This is a genomic window from Sphingobium mellinum, from assembly GCF_037860795.1.
Lineage (GTDB): Bacteria > Pseudomonadota > Alphaproteobacteria > Sphingomonadales > Sphingomonadaceae > Sphingobium > Sphingobium mellinum.
In genome coordinates this window covers 36984-61449 of record NZ_JBANRK010000010.1, presented here as the reverse complement: position 1 = coordinate 61449, position 24466 = coordinate 36984, and the positions used below count along the sequence as shown (strand labels likewise).

Genomic DNA, 24466 nt, shown 5'->3' with positions numbered 1-24466 from the left:
GGACAACCGTAAGCAGAGCCAAAAAAGGGCCGCCGGCAAACCGGCGGCCCGCGGCTTCAGCCCGCACCGCGACGAGCAGCTGAAGGAGGGCTTCCCAATGGGCCGCGACGATCAACGACCCGGAGTCCCCGAGCCTTGGCTTCGATGACAAGCCGCTCCGTCACGCCATTGCCCTGGAAGGCAATCACGAATCTCGGCTTGAGCGAGAGCATCTGCTCGTTGCGACGGAAGCCGGCGCGATCTCCGAGCTTGCGATCGAGACCGAACCGCACCTGCTGGATGCCATTCTGCTCGGCCCAGGACGCTGCAAGCCGTTCGATACCCTTCATATCGCCGCCGTGTACGAGATACATGTCGCCGACATGGGCGCGAACCTTGTTGAGTGTCGCCAGCAGGTTGTCGGCGAACGTCTTCATATCCAAATCGTTGGCGAAGGTGAGGCGGCCACCGGCGAACACAACGGGCGTACCCTGCGCGGTGTTGGCGTTCAAAGCCCGCTCGCGGCGCGCCCGCAAGAAGGCGTGGCCATCGACGATCCCGGCGGTGACACCGAGCGAAATGCGGTTGCCGGACGATGGCACCCACGATCTCCCGGTTTCCCGGATATAGTGCGCGGCGGCGACATCGCGCATGATTTCGAAGGCACCCGCGGATTCCTCGACCTTCTTGGCGAGATCGATCTTTTCCTCCAGATTGGCCGTGCTGATTTCGGAGCCGTCCTGTTCGGCGAGGAGCAAGCGAATGTCGTCGGTCAACCGGTCGACCAGCCCGTGTTTCTTGGCGGCGGCGCGGTGGAAGAGGTTCACCAGCCCCCAGCCCAGATCTTCGATGTCACGCTCGATCGATGTGTTGCTCATCGTTGTGAAGAGATCGCTCCAGATTGCGGTAACGGTCTGCTCCAGCGCCTCGGTTGGTGGCGGCGCCATGCCACTGAGGTCTTCAGCGCGGGGTTCGAGGTGCCCTAGCTCCAGTGCCGCGAGTGCGGCTGCAAGCGATGTGGACATGATAGCGAGCCTTTCTGTCTGTGCCGGCGGCCTCTCCGCCGGATGCGCATCCTCCGGGCGCTCGCAAAAGAGGGGCTGGCACCGAGGCACAGCCGAGGGAAACTCGCGAACAAGGGGTGGTGCGGGCAGCCGTGGCACACGGCAACTCGGCCCGCCGTTCGCGGGTTGCCAGCGCCTCGCGGGCGCCCATATGCAGCATCCTCTGGCGGGGAGGTGTCGTCACAGACCGGTTTTCGCTTTGTCCTCAGCCTGCGCCGTCGATCCGGAACGGGGGTATCTCCAAATCCGCCGCCGCGAGATGCGAGAGCACCGCCGCGTAGCTGCCGAGACCGCGCACCGTTTCCGCCGAGATTAGGATCTCGTCATCGTCCGAGGCGCTGAAACTCCGAACGGTCGTGCCGTCAAAGACCACCCGCTCCGGGCCAAACGCCCCAGAAGCGCCGCCCGCCCAGCGGGCGAAGACAAGCGCATGATCGACACAGAAAGTCTCGATCGCTTCGAACCGGCCCCAGGCAACCTCATGGTCGGCCAGGTACAGGGGAACGCTCGGATCGAGATCGTCCGGGTCGAACGCGGTGCCCTCCCAATCCGTGAAGGCGCCGTCGCTCTCGACGGCAGCACAGAAGCCGGGAAGGAGTTCAGGGGACAGCGATCCGCCAATGCGGATCGCGACAGAAGCGCGATCGGCCATGAGAGTCTCCGTAGCTAGTGAGGGGGGTCAGCCTGTGGACTGACCACGGTGGAATGCGTCGAGCCAGCGCGCCATCGACATGCGCTGCTCGACGGGCTTGCAGGCTTGCGCCGCCTGGAACGCGACGAGCGCGAGCGGTGCATCCGCCACGATCCGATCAACTTCGCTCGGCGAGAGAAGGCCGTGCTGACGGATATAGGCGGTGATATTGCCCGGTCTCGGTGTCGCCCCGCCTCGCCCGACAACGGGCTTGCGCCAGAGGCCATCGATCGTGCGCAAGCGAGGTTTTGCGCGAGCCTCCATCAGAACGATGGTGCGCAGTTCATCCTTAGAGAGCGCATCCACTTCGTGCGGCCGCATCGCGGGACAGAAGAAACAGGAGGATTTGGGCGGTACAGGCAGGCCCGCACGCTCAATGCGTGCAATGCAATCCGCCCGGGTCCAGCCCAGTTCGCGAAGGGGATAACGATAGTCATAGCGTGGGTCGGCATATCCCTCGGCATGCGCGTAGCGACGCTGATCGGCACTGGAACAGTCATAGCCGATCAGTTTGACGACACGTCCGCCTTCTCCCCAGCACCGTATCGCGGGTGCCCATTGCGCCGTCCATTTGTCCTGCGGCGCCACCTTCCATTTGAGCGAGCAAGACCCCCGCCCAAATGCCTTGGACGGCAGGGTGGCGTTGGTCAGCATGTTGGTGCCCAAGCTATCATAGGGCGGCCAATGCTTGAAATTTCGTGGTTCGTAGCGGACGACATCGGACGCGACATCGTGACGATCCATCCAACGACGAAAGACCGGGAGGAAGGCGTAGGTATCGGTCTTCTCGGAACCGGTATCGGCGAACAACACCATATCGATCGGCTCGCCTCGTTCGACGAGCTCGATGATCATGGCGGTAGAATCGACGCCCGCGCCCCAGGCCGCGATCACCGGCGCGCGCTCAACCATCGGTCGTGTCCTTCGGGACAATGCCCGGGTTGATAAGCCGGTATGCGCGCGTCCTGAACTTTGCAATCCGGCACACGGCGCCGGTTATGGGATCGCGAAATAGCGGGGCCTTGCCCTTCGGATTGGCAATGACCGTGAAGCGGTTGCGATCCTCGCCGTCATTGAAACGAATGGGTTCGTCGAAGATGATGGTCTGTCCCGGCTTCGGGACCGGCTTCGCGCGTTCGAGCTTGCGGCGAAAAAGGTTGGCACGGCAGCGCGCGCGCCATTCGGAGGCGTAGGTGCTGTCAGTCTCGGTCAATTCATCGAGAATGGCAGCAGGGCAGTCACTTTCGCACGGACCCATCGTTTCCGTCATGTCTTTGTAGCCGAACGTGCAGCCGTCGCGCGCGCCGGTGCTTTGCCGGGTCAGGCACACGACGGCGAAGACGGCCCGACCGCCGGACGCCTCGATCCGTTCGCACGCCGCGTAATAGGTAGATCCGACCATCGAAGACGCGAGAACCGTGAGACGATGGTCCGCGTGCGCATAGGTGAACTGGTTGTCGAGATAGGAGCGCGGAGTGGCGTAGCCACCCATATCGCGCATGAAGAGCCAACCCATGAGATATCTCCTGCGATTGCGGGGTTCAGGCGGCAGCCGCGAAACGCGCCGCGCCGATGTCGCCGGGGATGCCGGCAAGTCGGTGCTGGAACGCGGCCACGTCGAGTAATTCGGTAATCGGCGCGCGGTGGGGCCTGCCGATCTCCTGCCCGTCGCGACAGCGGCTGATCGAGACCTCGCTGCCCGGAAGAAAGCCGCGCGGGACCACGCGAAGGGCGAGATCCGCGTGGCGCAGCTCCGTCGTGCCGTCTTCGTGATCGGCACCCATGATGGTGTTGATACGGGTGTCGTCCGCGTCGAGGCCGATTGCCGTTGCGAGACGTGTAAGCGCGCGGCGCGCCTGATAGTGGAAGGTCCGTTTGGCGTGGTAGTTTCCGCCGACGCTCTTTCCGGCAATGCCGAGCAGCGCTGGTGCGGCGTCGACCGCCAAGCGATCCGTTTCGCAACGAAGGCGAAGGGCGGCCGCGCTGGGCGCATCGCGTAGGGCAACGTCTGCCAGATGGCGGATGAGGAGAAGGGTTGCCGCGTCGCTGGCGACTGGCTTGCCAGCACGCTGACAGTCGTCGACGGCGGCGTTGAGGGCGTGGAGTGCTGCCGGCAGATGGTCCAGACCGGCGGGGGAAAGGGCCTGATTGTGGCGGTAGAGCGTATCGTAGAACATGGGAGCCTCCTTCTGAGCGCTCTGGCGCGCTCAAAAGGCCGAAGGCGTCCTCTCCTCCCCCCTCCTTGCGGCGGCGGAACGCTGCGGCGATCCGGCGGTAGGCGCCGGGGTCGGGGCAGGCGATCGCCGCGATCATGCCGCTTCACGGATCTGTTCCTGGGCTTCGTCCGACGTGGCGAGGCCAGTTGCGCGGAGCAGAAAGGCGGCCGCCGCTTCGGCTTTTGCCGCAGCCGTCATGATGGCGCGGGCATCCTTGCGCAACACCGCGAGCCACGAGCCGATATATGCTGCATGATCGTCGATATGGGCGGTCGGGAGGCCAAGATCCGCGCCAAGCAGGGCGGATGTCATCTCGGCGCAAAGCTCTTCAAACGCATAGGCGTTGTCGCCGAATTTCCTGCCAAACTCTCGGTTGAGCCGGTCAGGATGGCCGGTCCAATGCCCTGCCTCATGCGCTAACGTCGAAGCGAAATACGCGCGGGTGGAAAACAACTCGACAGGCGGCATCGTGATGCTGTCGGCAACGCGGTCGTAGAAGGCGCGATCGCCGCGCTGGTAAACCCTCGCAGGAAGAGCATCGAGAAAGCGCTGTGCACGATCCGGCAGCGCGTCGTCGGGGGCGACGGCGCTGACGGCGCAGGGATAAAACTTCTCTGGCAACCCCTCAATCTGATCGGCATTGAAGACGGCGTAGGATCGCAGCACGCGGCGCATTTCGTCGGTGGTGTCGCCGGTAACGGGCGACTCCACGGTCTTGCTGTAGGATTTGTAGAAGATGGCGATCTGCGACCGCTCGCCTTCGCGGACCTGGCCGCCCAGCGCCTGCGACTGCTTGTAGGTCATCCAAGTGCGCGAATGGTAGCCCGCGCCTTCGGCGCAGAGCCACAGCCAGAAGCAATTAATGCCCTTGTAAGGGTCGCCGGTCGCGCGAAGTGGACGGCCGCCAAGGCCAGGTCGCCACGGCTTCACCCAAGGGCGCACGCCGGATTCGAGTTTGTCGATGATCGCGTTTGTGATGGTGTCGGCGGGCGACGATCTATCGGTGGTCTTTGCCACGGCACGTTCTCCTGATCTGGTAGAGGCGAGCCCGGAGCAGCGCCCTCCCCTCTGAAAGGCCGCCGTCCGGGCACAAAAGGAGGGGCGGCACTCCGCGAAGAGTGCCGCCCCCAGTCGCCTCGAACCGTGCAAGCGGGCGTCAGGCTGCCTCGCTCAAATCCTCCTGACCGTCATGTGTCGCGTCTTCGATGTCCGACTCGTCATCGCCATCCTCGCCGGGATCGACATCTTCGGTTTCGTCAACGAAGGTCGATCGCAGCGCGATGGTCTCGGGCTTTTCGATGGCGTCGAAGCGCATCGCATCCGGCAGCCAGGCCGCCGCTTTTTCGCGGATTTCGGCCTCGACGATCCCCTGCCCGTTGCAGAGCGAGGCGCAGGTCGCGGCAAGGTCGCCCTTCTTGGCATCCTTGTAGCGGCCGCGCAGGATCGGCCCGCCGATCGCCTCAAGCGCGTCGAGCATGACATCCTTTTTGACGCGGCCGAAGAAGTTTTCGGCCGTCGGGCGCCACCAATGCTCGACTTGAATGTCGAGCGCGCGACCAAGATGGTCATGGAACCCGTTGGACCGTCCGCCTTCGGCAACATTCAGGCTCGGCTCCAGCGTGCGCGCGATCGAGAAGGCCACCCAACTGCCGCGTGCCTCGTCGTCGAGCGCACGAAAGGCGTCGAAACGCTCGGTCATGGTCTTGTGACCGGCCCAGCTCGTATCGAGACGCTGGCGCTGATCCTCGATGGTCTGCGACGCCATCGACCCTTCGTCGCGGAAGCCGAAGATCGGGAATTGCGCACCGCTGGACTTGAGCGTCGAGTGGTTGCGGACGTAGTTCTGCTCGAAGACGACATTCTGCGCCATCAGGAAGATGGTGAGGTCTAGGGCCAACGCCGGATCACTGGCGATGTGGGCGACGAGGATCTGCCGGCGCTGGGTCGCCAGCTCGTCGATCAGCGTAGCGCTGAGTTTGGGTCCATGGTCGATGTCGCCGGCGCCGTCGTCACCATTGCCACCGCCCGTCACCTTGGGCGGAGCATTCGGATCGACAACGGGCTTCTCGCTGAACATGCGGGTGTGAACACGCGCTTCGCCATCACCGCCGATATAGACGAACGTCCCGATCTGCGCCCGGACCGCCGGATCGATCTCGCGACGGGATTCCTCGATACTTTCAAGCTCCCGTTCGATCTCGTCGAGACGATCGTTCGCGACGTCGGCTTCCGGCGTCCCATCGGTCAGTTCGCCCTCAAGCTGCTCGACGAGTTGGTCATTTTCGGCCGAAAGCGCTTCGACACGCGCGCTTTCCGCTTCGCTAAGCGGCCGCGCGGGCGCGTGAAACTCATGAAGCTGACGCTCGAGATCATAGGGAACGTGGGTGGCCGCGATCGGCGTCACGAATGCGAGGCCCTCGGACTGCGCGAGTTCGGCTGCGGCCGCCTCCAGCTTTTTGCCGGCAAGATCCTCGAGAAGATCGACGTCGATCCAGTTCTCGTCCCCCTCGGCGGCAAAGAGATCACCTTCGATGCGACCGCCTGCAGCGACATAGGCATCGCGACCGATGAACCGCGCCTTGGCATCGTTCGCCTTGATCGTCCCGTTGAGGATAGCACGCCGGATGTTGTCAGGCTGATCGCCGTAATAGGAGGTGCTCATCTGTGCGAAGACGCGAGCCTGACGATCGATGTCGCTCGTCACGGCATAGGCTTGGGCGACCCCCAGGGTGATTTCGCCAGCGGCGAGCGCCTGGAACACGCTTGGTGCAAGCTCGGCAAGCCGCACCCGCTGCTCGACGAAGCGGGTGGTGACGCCCTGTCGCTTGGCAACGTCCTCGGCGGTCATTCCCTTCTGGATGAGGAAGTTGAACGCGGTACTTTCATCCGCCGGGTTCATAGGAACGCGCTGGAAGTTCTCGGTGAGGCTCGCTTCGACCGAGTTGTCGTCGTCGGTCAGGACGAGGACGGGCACGACATGGTCGACGGGCAGACTGCCCTGATCGATCAGGCTCTGGAGTGCGCGCAGCCGGCGACCGCCCGCCTTGACGGTGAAATGGCCCGCTTTCTTGAGCGGGGTAACGATGAGATTCTGCAACAAGCCTTGCGTTGCGATGCTGGCGGCTAGGGCGTCGATACCGGCCTCACGGCTCGATTTACGGACATTGTCCTTCGACAGCGAGAGGTTCTTGACCTTCACGGACTGGATCATCTTTCGTCTCCATCTGGAACTGGCGTGCCGCCTCGACGGTCACGCGAGCCTGCTCATCAGGCCCACAAAGCCGAAGGCTCCCTCCCCTCTCCTGCGCTGGGCGCGGAGAGAGGAGCTGGATAGTCAGGCGGCGATGCGCTCGATGACGGCAGCGGCATTCGCGACGGGAACGAACATCCGCGTCCTGTGCTGGATGATGTCAGTGAAACAGCCGGCCGCCTTGAGTTCGGCAAGCCGCGTGTGCGGCCAATCGAGCAGTTCGAGGCGCTGCTGGCCGGCGACTAGGCTGCGCTTGAGCCGGTAGGCTCCGACGGACGATGTCTCGCCGCTGCTCATCACATGCTTTGCGGTATCGTCGCCTGACACGGTGATGGCGGCGTTGATCCCGAAGGCGTCCGCGAGCTTCGACACCAGTGGCGCAGGAACGATCCGGCCGAGGAAAGATTGGCCGTCATCGGTGTTCAGGCGCCAGACCTGAACATGATCATCGGGCAAGCGATCCCAGACCGGCAGGAGCAGGCCGGCGACCAAATAGAGCGTGCTGGTGCGGGTCTTGTCCCGCATCTCCTCGACTTCGGCCTGCCACAGCGCCGAAAATTCCTCCTCGCTGGTCTCTTCCCACATCGTTTCGAGCAGCAAATCCCGCCGCATCCGCTCGGAACGGGTCGGCCGAACCAGCTCGTAACGGCGAACGATCTCACCATCGTCATCGGTAAGCGAATAGGTGCTGCACCGGATCGCGGCCCTGCCGGACTTGCGATTGACGATCGGACGCGCGTCATCGCCCAGGATGCGCAACGCACGGTCGAGCGGGAGCGGCTTGTAGCGCTCCTCCGTTTCAAGGCGCAGAATCTCGGTTTCGGCGCCACTGGTCTCGTCGCGCCGGATGACCGTGCGATCAAGGATCGTGATGCGTTCGGCATTGATGCTTTCAACCCCGAGATCGAGCGTGCCGGCTTCGCGCGCCGCCTCGATCCGGGCCTCGATCAGGCCGAGATATTCATCAAAGATCGCATTCTGCAGCGCGATGCGCAGCGCGAGAATACGATTGAGCCAGCGCTGGATGGGCGGCAGCTCCTCCTTCAGCCCGCCGCCTTCGCCCTCCAGCTCAAGTCCGGTCAGGGTCTGAAATTCGCCAAGCGTGGTCGAGCGCAGCTTGCCGTCGGCAAGCAGGCGGAACCATGTTTCGAGGGATTCCTTGGCATAGTCGCTTTCGAGATTGTCCCGCGGGTCGAACAGACCTTGGCCGCCTGTCTGACGCTGGCCCCGTGTTAGGGCACCAAGGCTGTCAAGGCGGCGGGCAATCGTCGAGATGAAGCGCCGCTCGCCGCGGCAGTCGGTCGATACCGGACGGAACAGCGGCGCGGTTGCCTGGTGCGTGCGATGGGTGCGGCCGAGACCCTGGATGGCCGCGTCAGCGCGCCAACCGGGTTCGAGCAGATAGTGGTTGCGGCGCGACTGGTTCTCGGCGGTGAGACTCGCGTGATAGCTGCGCCCGGTGCCGCCTGCATCGGAGAAGATCAGGATTTTCTTCTCGTTCCGCATGAAGGCGTCGGTCTCGGCAAGGTTTGTTCGCGGCGAACGGCTCTCGATTCGTTGGCGACCGTGCGCGTCGATGACGATGCGCCGGCTGCGTCCCGTCACCTCGGCGACCGCATCGGCCCCGAAGTGCCCGATAATATGATCAAGGGCGGACCCCACGATCGGCAGGGAGCAGAACCGCTCGACGAGATTGTCGCGCATCTCGAGCGCTTCCTGGCTGAAGATGGGACGCCCGTCCTCGTCGGACATAGGCTCGGAGCGCGTCTTGCCGGTGTCGTCGACGAAGGTCTTCATCTGACGGACGGGAAAGGCGGCCGTGAGATAGGACATGACGAACTCTTTGGGTGAAAGCTCGATGTCGAGATTCGCCCGGTCCTTGGCGTTCAGCGCGGCCAGTGCCCGGTTGAGCATCGCCTCGGACGTCGAGACGAGCTGGATCACGACGCTCTCCCCCCGGGCCAGATCGGCACGGATCGCCGGGATCAGCGAGGGCAGCTTCATGCCGATCAGGATTTGGCCGAAGAACCGCTGCTTGGTGGATTCGAAGATCGACAGCGCAGCGGCCTTCGCGCCGCTGTTGTAGGTGTCATTGGAGAAACTGTCCGTCACCCGGGTGGCATCGAGCGCGGTGCGCAAATTGGCGTGGATGATCGCCCACGCATCAGCATAGGCGTCATAGACCTCGACCTGATCGGGCGTCAGGCGATGTTCGAGGATGTCATATTCGACACCGGCGAAACTGAGCGCCCTGGCGACATAGAGGCCCTGCATCTTCAGGTCGCGGGCGATCAATTCCATCGCCGCGATCCCGCCGCGCCGCAAACTGTCGACGAATGCGCGGCGATCGGCGAAGGCGGTGGTCGGACCCCACAGGCCAAGCCGGGTGGCATAAGCGAGATTGTTGACGTCCGACGCGCCGGTTGCCGACACGTAGAGGACGCGGGCACGAGGCAGCAGGTTTTGCAAGCGCACGCCGGCGATGCCTTGATCGGATCCGTCCTTGGTGCCGAAACGGCCTTCGCCGCCGGCGACACCCGCCATTTCGTGCGCCTCGTCGAACACCATCATGCCCTCGAAATCGTCACCGACCCAGTCGAGGATCTGCTGAAGTCGAGTGCCCTTATCCCCCCGGTTGGAGCGGAGCGTCGCATAGGTGAGGAAGAGCACACCCTCGGCCGCGCCTACGGCCGAGTCCAGTTTCCACTGGTTGAGATGCTGGATGTCGAGCGCGAGACCGCCAACTGCGGTCCAGTCGCGACGTGCATCTTCGAGCAGGGTCTCGGTCTTAGATATCCAGATGTGCTTGCGGCGCCCGCGTAGCCACTGGTCGAGGATGATGGCGGCGACCTGACGGCCCTTTCCGGCACCCGTGCCGTCGCCAAGGAAGAACCCGGTCCGATAAGGGCGACCGTCTTGGTCCGGCGCGAGCGACAACCCTTCCTCGGCCGCCTTGAACAGACCGGAGATGTCGCGCGCGAAAGCGTCACCGGCGTAGATGAGCGTTTCGAGCTGAGCGTCGGACAGCACCCGGTTGTCGACCACACCGGCCGGCAGCTTCGGAACGTAAGACGGCCGCGGTGCCGTAATCGAGCCCATGGCGATCGATTCCACCAGAGCGGTCGGATGCGCGGATGCACAGGGAATGGCGATGCGGCTTGGCCGATACGGCAGGTACACCCCCACCGCCTCACCGGTCGGTACGGGTTCAGCAAAGACGGTGTAGCCGATATCAAGCGCGCTGAGAGATTGGGCGGCCGTCGCGATCGGGGCCGAAAGCCGGGGCCTGCTCGAGAGGCCGCCGAGCAGGGATGCGCGCGTACGGGTTGGTGCAAGGCGCGCTGGGGAGAGTCGCGGGGTTTCCGTAACGATGGCCGCGGAAGCGATGATCGTCGCGAGCGCTTCGGGGAGTGAGTTGCACCGAACGATGGCAACGTCATCCTGAACGCCTTTTTCCAGAACGATGAGCTTCACGATCTGGCTGGTGCCATGTTTGGCATAGGCGTTGGCGGGCAGTTCGACGTGGAGCGTGATCGCACAGCCCTCGGTCGCCTTCGCCCAGGCGCGGCTTGATGTATCCACGCGATCGGGAAGGATAGCGGCGCAGCGCCCCCCGGCATCAAGCCGTTTCAGGGCGGCGCGCAAGTGGCGGAACGCGGCAAGCGGGTCGGCATGTCGACCGATGCTGCGAGAAAAGGGCGGGTTGATGAGCACGGCGGTCGGGCGGATCGACAGCGGCAGCAGATCGTTGATGAGTTCGCCATCGTGGCGACTGACCGGTGCAGTGGGGAATGCTGCCTGGAGCATGTCAGCGCGCGCCGGATCGATCTCGTTGAGGACAAGCTTGGCGCCAGCGCGCGCGGCGAAAACGGCAAGAAGCCCGGTGCCGGCGGAGGGCTCCAGGACGGTATCGGCTGTGGTGATGCGGACGGCGAGTGCAGCAAAGTAGCCAATCGCAGCCGGTGTCGAAAATTGCTGGAGCGCGACCTGTTCTTCGCTGCGCACAGTATGCGTTGGCAGGGATGCGGTGAGCGCGGTCAGGGCCGCAAGGCACTCGGCGGGCTCTTGCGGCAGGTCGAGCTTGGCGAGGTGCAGGACCTGGGCCAGCTCCAGAACATCATAGGCATCGCGGAGTGACCAACGCCCGTCAGCAGCAGTTGAGCGATAAGCCGTTACCATCGCCCGGAGAAGGCCAGGCCGGTCCACGCCGTCACCTTTGCGCAGCAGGGCATAGACCGCGTTCGCGGCGGTAATGGATGGTTCGGTGAAATCGAGTTCGAGAGCAGCGGCTGAGGTGCGCATTGTAGGCCTCCATCGTATCGTCCGGTGCCCATCACCGAACCAACAAGCCGGAGGCCTCCTCTCCTCTCTTCAGTGGGTGTGTGTCTGGATGACGGTGCGAGGAACGGCGTTGCGGGCAAGCCGATCGCGCAGAGCATCGTTCCAATCGTCATGCTCGGATGGGAGCCATTCCTCGACCCTTCGCCCGTTGGCTCCAAGGTGCTCCCCCGCCCTCTTAAGACAGATCTTCGCCGCCTTGTTCCGCTGACCGAACACGATGACGCGCTTCACATGGGACGGAATGCCGACATGGGCATAGCGCTCGGCACCAAGCACGGCCCAAACCGGCATTTGGAACCATTCCATGGCGGACAGGGCATCTTCGATCCCCTCGGCGATGCCCAGAACGTCATCCGGCTCACCAAAACGCACGCTGCCTGAACCGAGCAGACCCAGCGCCAGCTTGGGTTTGCGGAAGGGACGCTGCAAAATATCGGTAGGGTCGAGGAAGGTCCGGTGGACCGCGATCAGGCCCAGCTCATTTCTCACCGCTGCGATCATGGCGGGAAGGCTGCGCCGATCCTTGCCCTTCCCTATGATCGTTTGCGGATTGAAGCGAAGGTTGGGCGTTGTCGCATAAAGACCTCGAGCATGAAGATAGGCTTCAGCCGGTGTGCCGACGATGGGGATGCTGTGCTGCCATAATAACCTGGCCAAACCGCTCAGATCGCGTGAGGGCGCGCGCGGTTCGACATGGATCGGCTCTCGATCGTGCAAACCCTGACGATCGAGAGCTTTGAGGATATCGGTCGATGTGCATCCCGCAAAGCATTTGAACAGGATCGCTTTGGTGCCGAGCCGGACCGAAAGACTGGGGGAATGATCGTCATGGGCGGGGCAACGGCACTCTCCGCGCGATCCAGACCAGCGTCCACCCAAGCTCTCGACGATCTGCTTGGCGCGAACCGCTGCGTCGATGGTGGCTGACATAAGCGAAACTCCTATTGAAGATTTAGGTTCGCTCCGCGCCTGCCCCCTCCCCTCTTGCCCGATGGGCGCTGCCTCCTACGACCTATGCCGCTTTTGCCGCGAGCACACCGAACTCTTCGACGATCCGGTCGGTCGTGTAGTGGGTGGTGCCATCGCGCTCGTAGGAGGTGTCACGGAGCCGTCCGGCAATCCGCACGAGATCGCCAACCTGGGCCTTCTCATCGATATATTTCCGCTGGCCGTCGCTGAAAATGACGACGCGGTTCCAGTAGCTATCCTCGATCCACTGGTCGCCCTCTCCGCGGCGGCGATAGTTCGCGCAAACCGAGATGTTCGTGACCTTGGGCTTGGCGTCGATCTCACCGATCCGTCCGATGATCTCGAATTTGGCAAAATTGATCATGCGGCCTCCTCACTGGGTCTACCTGTCTACGGCAAAGCGGTGATCCCGCTGCTGTTGCGCCGAGCCTTTGGTCGCAAAGTGGATCCTAGCTGCGAGCGAGACACGCATGCTATCTCGAAAGGTGATATGCACGGTATCCCCCTGGATAGGGGGAAGGCAGATCTCAGAGCCAACTCTTGATGCTACCCCAAGCTGCACGATGCGCTTTGGAGGATTGTCCGCGTGACGCCGACACTTTAGTGCCAATAAAACAATGGCTTACGCTGAATTCGCTGACAGTAGGGAGCGACCGAATTCACCTCATGCTCAGGTGTTCAGTCCCCTCCCCTTTTTCCTCCTGCCGATAAATGAGACAGAATCGTCCAAGAGCATTTTCAACGTGAACGGCTCGGAGATCATCGGTCAGTCGTCAGGCCGACTCGCCCTCCGCTCAGCGTACCGTACGACGAAAGCGTCCCAGACGCGAAGCCACTCCTTTTCTGAACGCGGTCTCTTAATATCGGGAAATCCGGCGCGGAACGCATCGGCCATCGTATCGACGGACCACGGTTTTCCCTTTGTGAGGCCGATCTCTCGGAACACTGATTCGCGAGTGCCAAAACTGAGAGACCCCGATGGGAATCTGAGCAGAGGTTCAGCGTCCTTTGCAGCGGCTACTGCAGGCTCGCGACGGCCCTTGACCGATGATCTCGGTGCCGTTTCATCAGCCGCAGCGCCGATCAGCCGTAGGTGGGGTCCCACGAGCTTGCGTTCCATCGGCGCTGGCGACGGGTGTAGAACTACTTTCCGACCCGATAGGTCAACGTTTGCATTCGGGTACACCGCCGATACGATCTGCATCGTCTCACGAACGGTTTGGCGAAAGCGTTTGCTGTCAGCCTCGTTGCCGAGATGTTTGGCGAGCTGGTCCCACGAAATCACCTGGCCCTTGTCGGACCCAATCCGCGGCAAACGGTAGGCAAGATAGGTGTAAAGGTCTAGCGCCGTCGGCGTGCCCTTGAGCTCCCGGATCGCGACCTCGTTCAGCGGGACCGCGTGATCGATGAGATGGCTGTAGAACGCTTCCGACATGCGGATTTCGCGCGCAAAAGAGCCATTCTTGTCGAGTGACCCGGCATATTCGTTGGAGATTTTGACGTCCCGCACCGCAAAAGCATTACCGTCGGCTTCGGTCCCGTCCCAGCGGATCTGCCATTCGCACGCCAGCAGCCGATCGACCTGCTCCCGCATGAGGTTTGCCGTACCGCGTGGACCATATGATACGGTTTGGTAGCCCAGGCGACGCATCCATTCGGTGAAGTTTCTGCCGAGATAAACGTCGCGCGACTGCTTCATGACCGCTTGCGACAAGAGGTAGATCAAGGCGACGCGAGGATAAGCGCCATAGGGTACGCCGAGGCTGCGCATGACCGACTTGCCATCAATGTTTTGGAGCACGGGCCTCGGATTGATAGCGAGCGCGTATTTGCCGTCTTCCCGAACGATCGGCTGGGTGTCGTCCTTGGGCCGCTTCGTTGGCAGCGACATTGCGCAAAGCGCGGAATGGAGGAACGCTGGTACAGGCTCCTCGTCCTGAACGCGGAGAAAGGCGTCGATTGTTAGCTGGGTGCCAGCGGAAGTGGCGAGCTTACGCACGCCTTCTTCTCCGCCGGTGAGCATGGCTAATGCGTACTGGTGCCCTAGCGGCTTATGCTGATCTCCATTCATGGTCTGCCCTTCCCCCCGAATCTGCCGGGGGCTGTGATAGGCAGGTTTCAACAGGTTTGGTGAGGTAAATCAACCCCGTTGGCAGTTTAGACGGGAAATAGGGCCCGAGACTTGCAAACTTACCGATGATGTCGGTGCCGTTTTCGCCTTCTGCTTACTCCTCGCTCTTCAAAATCTGAAAATCAAAGCGATTCGCGAATCGGATTTTTATAGGTTGATTCTAAGTATAGGTATGGGCTCCGAGATCATCGGTCGAGCCGCACCGACATCATCTATTTCTCGCACCGACATCATCGGAAAGTACCGAGATCATCGGTAGTTATCCACAGGTCGGTTGCGATGCATCGTTTTTCGGCACCGAACAACGCCGCCAGTCAGAAGCGCTCCGAGATCATCGGTCGCGGCACCCTTTGCGTTGGCCGCTGCGCTAGCAAATCGGCCAACGGCTCGGAGATCATCGGTCAACTTGCAAGTTTGATGGCCAATTCGTTGATCAAAACTGCCAACGCGGCTATTGAGGCTCATCAAACCCACAGAAGCGGACCCCTATGGCCACTGATGCAACCTTAGCTCAACCGGAAGACCTGATCGAGGGCGGCTTGGACGTCCTGCATCGAAAAGCGCTAACGATCCTTAAACGGATTCGCGACAGCGCGGTCGATCCCGAGACCGGCAGCAAACGCGGCCCAACTTTTCCGATCTCGAAAGCTGCGGCGCTCGTCGGCCGCACCGCCTCGGCGATCAGAGAAGCTGAGCGCGACGGACGCTTGCCTAGCCGTGATCGCACCGCCTCCGGCCACAGGGTGCAATATACCTTGGAAGAACTTGACCATATGCGTGAGGTATTCGGCACCCGCCCCTGGAGGGAGCCGACCGACACGCCGGCGATCATCTCGGTGTGCAACTTTAAAGGTGGTGTCGGAAAATCCACGATTGCGCTGCATCTGGCGCAGCACTTTGCGATCAATGGCTATCGGGTGCTCTTCATCGACTGCGATAGCCAAGCGTCCTCGACGATGATGTTCGGGTACCGGCCCGACGTCGATCTTGAGGAGGAAGACACGCTCTACGGGCACTTCCATAACCCCGAGCTGCTCGGCGTGCGCAAGATCATCCGCAAGACACACTTCCACGGCCTCGACCTCATTCCGTCGAACCTGAGGCTTTACAATCTGGAATATGAAATCGCCGGTTACATGGCGAAGAACCAAAACATGGAAATTATCGATTTGATTGCTGAAGCGATCGATACGGTGGTCGACGACTACGACATCGTGATCATGGACCCGCCACCCGCGCTCGGCATGGTGTCGATGGCCGTGCTGCAGGCTGCGAATTCGATGGTCATCCCGGTGCCGCCCAGCCTCGTCGATTTCGCATCGACAGTCTCCTTCATTGATATGACCCGCACGACTATGAAGCAGCTTGAGAAGCTCGCGGGGCGGGGGCGTCCCGCCTATAATTTCATTAGACTGGTGGGCAGCCGAGTGGATGAGACTAAGTCGATGCATCGGGAAATCCTGTCGATGATGCGGCAGGTTTTCGGCGGCTCGATGACGCAGTCGGTGATGGTCACCAGCGCGGAGATCGACAATGCGAGCTCGCGGATGAAGACGGTGTTTGAACTCGAAAAACCAGTGACCTCGCACGAGGTTTATAACCGGTGCATGAAGCACTTGAACGAGGTTTGCCGCGACATCGAACAAGATGTTCTGCGGACTTGGGCCAGCAGGGCAGGGGACCAAGTCTGAAGTTGCCACGTGGCAACGGTGCATCAGAGAAAGCCATCAGAGTGCCGATGTGGCCCTTGCGCGAATGTTGGTTGCCACGTGGCAACCGAGAACTAAATCAAATAAAAACAAGATATTGAGACATCAGAGATGCAACGCCGCCGATCAGATATTTCCCGTTGTAACGGGCCAGCGTCCGGTGAGTTGCCACGTGGCAACTCCTGCATTTTGGATGGTCTGATGCCGGCGCAAATCCAAGAAGGAGCGAGCCTATGAGCAAGGGTAACAAGGGCTTCGGCGCCATGTTCACGGAGGGACTCGACGACGAGGAATCGCTCGACAAATCGGCGCCGGCCGAAGGCATCATGGCAAGCCGTAGCCAGACCCTTGCACGCTTGGCGACCGGGAAGTCTGTGGCAGACAGGACCGAGTGGATTGATCCCGCGAAATGCCGCCCGTGGCGGATGCACAACCGCGATCTGGACCATTTGACCGAGGACAGTTGCCGCGACCTGATCGACTCATTCCTGTCCGCCAAGAAGCAGAGAATCCCGGCGATCGTTCGCCGCCTCAAGGATGATCCCGACCACGAATATGAGATCATCGCCGGGGTCCGACGCTGGTGGACAGTGCGGTGGCTGCGCGACCATCACCATCCCGAATATGACTATCTGATCACGATTCAGAACGTCACCGATGAGGAAGCGTTTCGCGTCTCCGACGTCGAGAACCGGTCGCGCAAGGACATCTCAGATTGGGAGCGCGCAAAGGAATACAGCGTCGCGCTAGCCGAGTTTTATGACGGGTCGCAATCGCAGATGGCCGAGCATCTCAACCTGTCTAAGTCTTGGCTCAGCCGCATGCTCGACGTCGCTCGTTTGCCGGAGGAACTGGTCAAAGCATTTTCGGACACGCACGACATCACGGTCCGGGTCGCGCGGGACATCAAGCCCCTCGCCGGCGATCCCCAAGCCTTTGTCAAGATGCGAGACGAGGCCGATCGGATCGCGGAGCAGCGCTCGCGCGAGGGCTTGAATCTAAGCGGGCCTGAAGTCGCGAAGCGTCTGGTCAAAGCCACGGTGGCACCCCTCCCAAAGCCCGCCGGCGAGAAGGAAGTGATGGGGAAGGGGGGTAAGGTGATCTTACGCTACACGAAGGCGAGGGGAGGGGGCCTCACGATCAAGGTGCCTGCCAAGTCCGGTGCGAGTCCCGCCGAAGTGCTCAAGGCCATTGAAGGCCTTCTCTGACTGGGTCGAACGAGACCGATGGGGCTGGGAGCATGCCGCGCTTCGGGGAGATTGGCTACGTTTGCTCATCGCCGACGTGCGAAACTACGCCGAGGCGGGCGAGCATGGCGTCGAGCTCAGCCATCTCGGCATCAAAGCGGGACAGAGACGGATCGAGCGCCTCGCTCACTTTGGGAGGCTCCACCGGTCGACCGACGGGACGGCGCGCGAAGCCGAATGCTACTGCAAGGTCAGTGACGAGATAAGTCCTCCAAGCTTGCCGTCCGCTGATTTCCACCAGCAACCCGGCATCGGCGGTGCGTGCCAGAAGTTTCCCCGCTCCAGATATGCTCAACTCGAGCTGCCGAGCCACAACTCGCGGACTCGTAACCGGTCGAAGCTGCAAGAACGCGAGAAGTGGGAAAAGCTTGCCGGGGCGAAGGGTGTTGCCCGCTACGGCCGCGGCGCGAAGGCGATGTTCCTCCATGGCATCGAGCCGTTGGAGGCCCGTTGCCGCGGCCTCGGCAATCTGGCGAAGAAAGCGCGCGACGATGGCCTCACTGTCCCGCGGCGTCAGTCGAAGCGCTTTGTCAGCAATGGCGAGGCAGGGGAGGGGAGTGGCCGTTACCTCCATCGAATGAAGTAGCCGGGGCAAGTTCAGCCAACTTGTGATTGATCGGTCCGCGCGAGCATGGCGACCGAGCATCTCGAGCGCACGCAGGAGGGCAGGGCGGTTGCGCCAATCGTCCGGCGTGGCTGTCGAATAGGCTACGTCATCTCGCCAGTGGTGAATGGAGCGATCCTTCAGATCGGCCTGCCACCGCGACAGGTCGCCAGCGTCTTCTGAAATGGACGGCGGACTGATCCGACCAGGGATAGAGACACCGCATTCGCGAGCAAAAATGTCAATTTCTTCGATTTCTGCGCTTTGGCCCCGAAGCGAGGCCGCATAGCCTGTCCAAACCGAGCGTTGGCGCCATGCATTCGCGACAGGGCTGACGGCAACACGGGCGTCTAGGCGGGAAATAGACGCAGAGGCGCGTTCGATCCGCTGGGCCAACTTTGCAGTCCAAGCGGGCATTGAAAGGTCGGGAAGTGGTCGCACAGTGGCACTTAATATCCTGAAGTGCATACCTCAGTCTACTATGAAGGTGCTTCGTGCAACTCAACCTTCGATAATTGCAGTTATCACAGGTCCATATTTGACGGCTCTTTATACGGTGCGCTACACATCGCTCCGATGGATCAGCCCTCACACCTCGACGACAACGCCCTATTGACGGGGGAAGCCGTGCCAGCGCCGACGGCGTCGGCCGACGATCTTTCCTGGGCAATCGTGAAGATGCGCGCCGGCGAGCCCATCGTCGTTAACGAAGCGCTGATCGCCGCATATCAGGCAGCGTCTTCGCCCCACAGCATCCGCGCGCTCAAGTCCGACCTTGAGGCGTTCGATCTCTGGTGCCGGCGTCACAACCGCATATCGCTCCCAGCAACTCCGGAGACCGTGGCGGACTATCTTGACGCCCGCGCGGAGAAGGGCAGCAAGCCGGCCTCGCTTGGCCGCTACAAGGCGTCGATCGCCAGGATCCACCTGCTGCTCGATCTCAAGGATCCGACGCCGGCGTCGCTGGTGAAGCTCCGACTGCAGGCGATCCGTCGCCGGCTTGGAACGGCACAGAAGCAGGCCCGGCCGCTGCGGTTCAAGGGGCCGGTGCGCAATGTCGAGCGCGATGAGCCCCGCGGCCTGAATGTGCGGGCGCTGCTCGAAAGCTGCGCGGACGATCTTCCGGGCCTGCGCGATCGCGCGCTGCTGTCGGCCGGTTACGATACCGGGCTTCGCGCCTCGGAACTCGTGGCGATTCAGGTCGAGCATGTCATTGAGGCGATCGATGCCGAGGCGCGGCTGTTGAGCATCCCGCGCAGCAAAGGCGATCAGGACGGGGAGGGGGCAACCGCCTACCTCAGCCCCCGAACGGTGCGGGCGATCGCAGCCTGGCTGGAGGCGGCCGGGATCGAGAAGGGGGCGGTGTTTCGGCGCGTGAACGTGCGGCGCTACAAAGCCAAGGCGGCAGTGCGGGGCCGGTCGATTGACAGCATCTCCGGGCGTGAGACCTGGGATCTGCGCAAGGCTCTGTCAAAGCGGGCGGTGCCAGCGCGGGTCGAGTACGATGTCGGGGAGGGGGCGCTTCACCCTGCGTCGGTCGGACAGGTCTATCGAGCGATGATCCAGCGGGCCTTCGATGCCGGTGCGCTCGCGGATCTGACGGCGGACGATCTTGCTCGGCTGCTCAAGGGGATCAGCGCGCATTCGACGCGGGTCGGGCTCAATCAGGATCTGTTTACGAGCGGCGAGGATCTTGCCGGCATCATGGACGCACTGCGGTGGAAATCTCCTCGTATGCCGCTTTCCTATAACCGGAATTTGGCTGCGGAGCACGGCGCCGCCGGGCGGCTAATGGCGAAGATCGGGTGACCATCGTTAAGACGACAAGTAGTTCAACCCGCGCATCTCAGTGCTTTGCGCCCATCAGGGTGGCGCGTGGCGTAGCGCCTAGGCCACGGTGAACAAGGAATCAGCGCCGGGAACAAGTTCGGATTGGGTCGCTGCACGCCCGAGATCCCGAATCGTCCCAGAAGGGTGAAAGAAGGCAGCGCGGCATGCGCAACTCGCTCCGCTGCCGACCGTTCCGCTTCGGCGAGAAGGCACCGGGGGCGAGAAAACGAAACGCGGGTAAAGGCGTTGGCAACGGCTCCTTACGCATCGCGGTTAAGCCCCCTGCAGCAGCGGTGTCGCTGCCGCTGCGCGTGCGACAGTAACGCTGAATCCTGCCGGGCTGGTCGTCATCGTGACTTTGGCATCCAACTGCTTAGCGAGCGCCGCCACGATCGTGGTGCCGAGGCCACCATCGGCCTTCGGCGGCTTGTCGGCATCTTTGCCGACACCATTGTCCGAAACGATCATCGTCCAATCGTCCTGATCGATCGCATAGCGCACATCGATCGTTGCTTCGGGGTGATGAATGGGAAAGGCGTATTTGAGCGCATTGATCACGAGCTCGGTGACGATCAACCCTAGGCTCACTGCCTTCGCTGACGGGATCATGCCGGTGTCGGAGCTCACGGTTATCGTTACGGGCTGGCTGTCGCCGATCATCGACGTGCCAAGACCGGTACATAGCTTTTGGAGATAGTTGCCGACCTCGATCTGGTCGATGCCATCGGACATGTCGAGATGCTGCTGCACAGCCGCGACCGACATTACCCGTTGGTGCGCATCCTGGAGATGGAAACGCGTCTCGTCGGAGGAAACCGCCCGCGCCTTCAGCATCAAAATGCTGGCGATGATCTGAAGGCTGTTGGCGACGCGGTGCTTCATCTCCTGCAGCAAAACCTCGTTCTGCCGCCGCAATTCTTCCGAGCGTTTAAGCAGGGCTTCCTTCTCCTGTTCGATCGCGCGCCGTTCGGTCACGTCGCGAAAAGCGAGAAGAATCGCCATGGTATCGCTCTCGTCGTACAGGACTTTGCGGGCGTTAAGCAGCATGATGCGGTGGCCAATCACCGGAAAATCGTGATCGACCTCAAACCCGTCCATTGCTACTCGTTCAGGCAATATCGTCTCGAGCAGCAACCGCAGCGCGGGAATGTCCCATTGCCCATGGCCAAGAGCATAGAGCAGGCAGCCCTGCGTCTGCCCAGGCGCAACCTTGAAAATCTCGTAGAAGGAGCGGCTTGCCTCAAGCACCCGTAGATCGGCGTCGAGGACGAGAAAGGGCTCGGGGATCGTGTTCACAATCGCATGAGCGAGCAGATTCGCCTCTTCGAGGTTCCGCACAGGAAGTGTTGTCGGCACTCCGGTCAGCCCGTTGCGATGTTGAGGGAATCGGCAAACGTCATTGTCCGGCCTTGCACTTGCAGGCGAAGGCACGATGATCCCTCTGTCACAGGACGCCTGCAGAGGAGGTCGGGTGATAAATCAACCTACCACGCTGCCGACGCCTTGCCTATGCTTACCCTATTTTAGGCGACGACATTGGATCTTCGAGCTTGCTATCGGTGGTCCCGCATGCGCGCTCGGTCATCCGATCGGAGCGACTGGCCCCATGCTGATTGGCACGCTTCTCGACGAGCTGGAGCGTCAGGAAGCCAAACGCGTGAGTATCGGACATTCTGGTCGATCATTGCCGTGGCAGTCTTTCGCCAAGTCTAGCAATGCTCCGCGCATGGCGTTGAGCGCATCGGCCTTCCGACCGAGGTCTGCGGCGCGCGATTCCGCCAGCGCCTTGACCTCGGCGCTGGCGCGATCGCGATCGGACCAGAGATCGAGCAACACGCGGATTTCCTCGATCGGAAATCCCAGATCCCGGGCATTCGCGATAAACTGCAGGCGATGTATGTCCGCTTCCGAATAGTCACGATATCCGCTGTCACGTCGCGGTGGCGACGGGATAAGCCCGATCTTCTCGTAGTGGCGGATCATCCGCTGCGAGACCCCGCTCGCCGCCGCCGCGCCGCCGATGTTCACAGCTTTACCCGATTGAGACGCAGCGCGTTGGTGACGACGCTGACCGATGACAGGGCCATCGCGGCAGCGGCGATCACTGGCGACAGAACGATGCCGAAGACTGGGTATAGAAGCCCGGCGGCAATGGGGACGCCAGCCGCATTGTAGATGAAGGCGAAGAACAGGTTCTGGCGGATGTTGGCCATCGTCGCCTCGCTCAGCCGTCGCGCCCGCACGATGCCATTGAGATCGCCCTTGAGTAGCGTTATTCCGGCGCTTTCAATGGCAACATCGGTGCCCGAGCCCATGGCAATGCCGACGTCCGCTGCCGCCAGCGCCGGCGCGTCGTTCACCCCATCGCCGGCCATGGCGACGACATGGCCTTCACGTTGCAGGCGCAGGACGACGGCGCTCTTTTGTTCGGGCAGCACCTCTGCTTCAACCGCGTCGATGCCGAGTTTCCGGGCCACCGCCTCGGCGGTCGTCCGGTTGTCGCCCGTCAGCATGACCACGCGCACGCCCTCCTTCCGCAAGGCGACCAGCGCCTTCGCCGTAGTCGTCTTGATCGGATCGGCAATGGCCAGGATCCCGGCGACCCGGCCGTCAATGGCGGCAAAAATCGCCGTCGCCCCGTCCGCCCGCAACTCATCGGCCCTTGCTGCCGCTGGCGACACGTCGATGCCACTCTCTTGGAGATAGGCCGCGCCGCCCAGAAAGATGCGCTTGCCGTCCACGGTGCCGACCGCGCCCTTGCCCGTGGGCGAGTCGAAGTCGGAGACCTCGGGAACTGGGATGCCACGATCCTTCGCGGCCGCAACGATCGCGAGCGCCAGGGGATGCTCCGACGCCCGCTCGACGCTCGCCGCAAGACGAAGAAGATCGTGCTCCGAAAAGCCATCCATCGCCACGATGCTTGTCACCGAAGGTCGCCCTTCGGTCAGCGTGCCGGTCTTGTCGACGACGATCGTATCGACCTTCTCCATACGCTCCAGCGCCTCGGCATTCTTGATCAGGACGCCAAGGCCCGCACCCCGGCCGATACCGACCATGATCGACATCGGCGTCGCGAGGCCCAGGGCGCAGGGGCAGGCGATGATCAGCACCGCGACAGCGGCTACAAGGCCATGCGCCAGTCGCGGCTCCGGACCCCATATCGCCCATAGTGCGAACGAGAGCAGCGCGACGCCGAGCACCGCCGGGACAAACCAGCCCGCGACCTTGTCGGCCATGCGCTGGATCGGCGCGCGCGAACGCTGCGCGTCCGCCACCATCTGGACGATCCGCGCCAGCATCGTATCGCGGCCAACCTTGTCGGCCCGCACGATGAGCGATCCGGTCTGGTTCATCGTTCCCGCGACCACATGAGCATCGACAGTTTTCGTCACCGGCATGGATTCGCCTGTGACCATCGACTCGTCGATCGAAGAGCGGCCATCCTCAACCACGGCATCCACGGGCACCTTTTCGCCGGGGCGAATGCGCAGTCTGTCGCCCACGGCGATCAGGTCGACCGCGACTTCCTCGTCGCCACCGTCTGCCATGATCCGGCGGGCGGTCTTCGGCGCGAGATTGAGGAGCGCCTTGATCGCACCCGAGGTGCGCTCGCGGGCGCGCAATTCCAAAACCTGTCCGAGAAGCACAAGGACGGTGATGACCGCAGCGGCCTCGAAATAGATCGCGACCGTACCGTCCATCATGCGGAACGCCGCAGGGAATATGCCGGGTGCGAGCGTTGCCACCACGCTATAAGCCCAGGCGACCCCTGTTCCCATCGCGATCAGCGTAAACATGTTGAGGTTTCGCGTCTGGAGCGATGCCCAGCCGCGCTCAAAAAACGGCCAGCCCGCCCAGATCACAACGGGGGTCGCCAGCGCGAACTGGATCCAGCCCGATATCCGCTCGGAGACGAGGTGGTGCAGTGCCGGGAACAGATGCCCGCCCATCTCGAGCAGGAAAACGGGCACAGTGAGCGCCAGAGCGATCCAGAAGCGCCGCGTCATATCGACGAGTTCGGGACTGAGTCCGGCCTCGGCCGTCGCGACCTCGGGTTCGAGCGCCATGCCGCAGATCGGACAGGCTCCTGGTCCCGGCCGACGGATTTCGGGATGCATCGGACAGGTCCAGATCGCGGTCGTAGACACTTCCGGCTGCGATTGCCCGCCCTTCGAAAGATAGCGTGCCGGGTCGGTAACGAACTTGGCGCGGCAGCCGGCACTGCAGAAATGATAGGCCGTGCTGTCATGTTCGGCGTGATGCTGAGTCGTCGCCGGATCGACGGTCATCCCGCAAACAGGATCGACGGCTTGCTGAGAACCCGCGGGATCGACCGCATTCTTCGCGTGACCCGCGCAGCAGACATGATTTTGGCTGTCATGTGCCGTGGATTTTGGCTCGGACATTCCCGTTCTCCTTATCGACGCCCCCTATC

Annotated in this window: 18 protein-coding genes; 4 read left to right on the top strand and 14 right to left on the bottom strand. The window is 62.3% G+C overall.

Annotated elements, in window-relative coordinates; translation table 11 throughout:
• Positions 1 to 56 precede the first annotated feature (56 nt).
• The 11 genes from AAC640_RS12035 to AAC640_RS11985 all read right to left on the bottom strand — a co-directional run bounded on the left by AAC640_RS12035 (position 57) and on the right by AAC640_RS11985 (position 14581).
• The gene (locus tag AAC640_RS12035) at positions 57 to 1004 is read right to left on the bottom strand and encodes a DUF2493 domain-containing protein (RefSeq protein ID WP_011950787.1); all 948 of its coding nucleotides are present in this window, start codon (positions 1002 to 1004) and stop codon (positions 57 to 59) included.
• Between the two features lie 244 nt (positions 1005 to 1248).
• Positions 1249 to 1695, bottom strand: coding sequence for a hypothetical protein (locus tag AAC640_RS12030; RefSeq protein ID WP_150411979.1), 447 nt, complete (start codon positions 1693 to 1695; stop codon positions 1249 to 1251).
• A 27-nt stretch (positions 1696 to 1722) separates the two neighbouring features.
• The gene (locus AAC640_RS12025) at positions 1723 to 2646 is read right to left on the bottom strand and encodes a hypothetical protein (protein WP_340266566.1); all 924 of its coding nucleotides are present in this window, start codon (positions 2644 to 2646) and stop codon (positions 1723 to 1725) included.
• A complete protein-coding gene (locus tag AAC640_RS12020) occupies positions 2639 to 3250 on the bottom strand; it encodes a DUF6927 domain-containing protein (protein WP_340266564.1) in 612 nt (203 codons plus the stop codon). The genes AAC640_RS12025 and AAC640_RS12020 overlap by 8 nt, the downstream gene beginning before the upstream one ends.
• Before the next feature lie 25 nt (positions 3251 to 3275).
• Positions 3276 to 3911, bottom strand: a complete 636-nt coding sequence (locus tag AAC640_RS12015; RefSeq protein WP_183956155.1) for a hypothetical protein — start codon at positions 3909 to 3911, stop codon at positions 3276 to 3278.
• A 132-nt stretch (positions 3912 to 4043) separates the two neighbouring features.
• On the bottom strand, positions 4044 to 4967 hold the full coding sequence (locus AAC640_RS12010) for an ArdC family protein (RefSeq protein WP_340266561.1): 924 nt from the start codon (positions 4965 to 4967) through the stop codon (positions 4044 to 4046).
• Between the two features lie 139 nt (positions 4968 to 5106).
• Positions 5107 to 7161, bottom strand: coding sequence for a ParB/RepB/Spo0J family partition protein (locus AAC640_RS12005; protein WP_340266559.1), 2055 nt, complete (start codon positions 7159 to 7161; stop codon positions 5107 to 5109).
• A gap of 123 nt (positions 7162 to 7284) precedes the next feature.
• Positions 7285 to 11502, bottom strand: a complete 4218-nt coding sequence (locus tag AAC640_RS12000; RefSeq protein WP_340266557.1) for a strawberry notch-like NTP hydrolase domain-containing protein — start codon at positions 11500 to 11502, stop codon at positions 7285 to 7287.
• A 69-nt stretch (positions 11503 to 11571) separates the two neighbouring features.
• A complete protein-coding gene (locus tag AAC640_RS11995) occupies positions 11572 to 12471 on the bottom strand; it encodes a DUF7146 domain-containing protein (RefSeq protein ID WP_340266555.1) in 900 nt (299 codons plus the stop codon).
• Positions 12472 to 12553: 82 nt separating this feature from the next.
• Positions 12554 to 12874 carry a single-stranded DNA-binding protein gene (locus AAC640_RS11990; protein ID WP_021243468.1) on the bottom strand — a complete coding sequence of 107 codons (321 nt, stop codon included), beginning with the start codon at positions 12872 to 12874 and terminating at the stop codon, positions 12554 to 12556.
• Between the two features lie 402 nt (positions 12875 to 13276).
• The gene (locus AAC640_RS11985; protein WP_340266551.1) at positions 13277 to 14581 is read right to left on the bottom strand and encodes a replication protein RepA; all 1305 of its coding nucleotides are present in this window, start codon (positions 14579 to 14581) and stop codon (positions 13277 to 13279) included.
• Positions 14582 to 15129: 548 nt separating this feature from the next.
• Here AAC640_RS11985 and AAC640_RS11980 point away from each other — a divergent pair.
• From AAC640_RS11980 to AAC640_RS11965, 4 genes are all read left to right on the top strand, one after another.
• On the top strand, positions 15130 to 16332 hold the full coding sequence (locus AAC640_RS11980) for an AAA family ATPase (RefSeq protein WP_041380274.1): 1203 nt from the start codon (positions 15130 to 15132) through the stop codon (positions 16330 to 16332).
• Positions 16333 to 16583: 251 nt separating this feature from the next.
• Complete coding sequence (locus AAC640_RS11975; RefSeq protein ID WP_133722776.1) at positions 16584 to 17558, top strand: ParB/RepB/Spo0J family partition protein; 975 nt, start codon at positions 16584 to 16586, stop codon at positions 17556 to 17558.
• A 61-nt stretch (positions 17559 to 17619) separates the two neighbouring features.
• Positions 17620 to 18183: a hypothetical protein gene (locus AAC640_RS11970; RefSeq protein ID WP_340266549.1), complete on the top strand. Its 564-nt coding sequence runs from the start codon at positions 17620 to 17622 to the stop codon at positions 18181 to 18183.
• 696 nt (positions 18184 to 18879) lie between these two features.
• Positions 18880 to 20010 carry a tyrosine-type recombinase/integrase gene (locus AAC640_RS11965; protein WP_235955124.1) on the top strand — a complete coding sequence of 377 codons (1131 nt, stop codon included), beginning with the start codon at positions 18880 to 18882 and terminating at the stop codon, positions 20008 to 20010.
• A 294-nt stretch (positions 20011 to 20304) separates the two neighbouring features.
• Here AAC640_RS11965 and AAC640_RS11960 read toward each other — a convergent pair whose 3' ends face one another.
• The 3 genes from AAC640_RS11960 to AAC640_RS11950 form a co-directional block, all read right to left on the bottom strand.
• Positions 20305 to 21327, bottom strand: a complete 1023-nt coding sequence (locus AAC640_RS11960; protein WP_206377957.1) for a sensor histidine kinase — start codon at positions 21325 to 21327, stop codon at positions 20305 to 20307.
• A 345-nt stretch (positions 21328 to 21672) separates the two neighbouring features.
• Entirely contained in the window at positions 21673 to 22059 is a 387-nt protein-coding gene (gene cueR, locus AAC640_RS11955; RefSeq protein ID WP_137903125.1) for a Cu(I)-responsive transcriptional regulator, read from the bottom strand.
• A complete protein-coding gene (locus AAC640_RS11950; RefSeq protein WP_340266546.1) occupies positions 22056 to 24437 on the bottom strand; it encodes a heavy metal translocating P-type ATPase in 2382 nt (793 codons plus the stop codon). Before AAC640_RS11950 ends, cueR begins: the two co-directional genes overlap by 4 nt.
• Between the last annotated feature and the right edge of the window lie 29 nt (positions 24438 to 24466).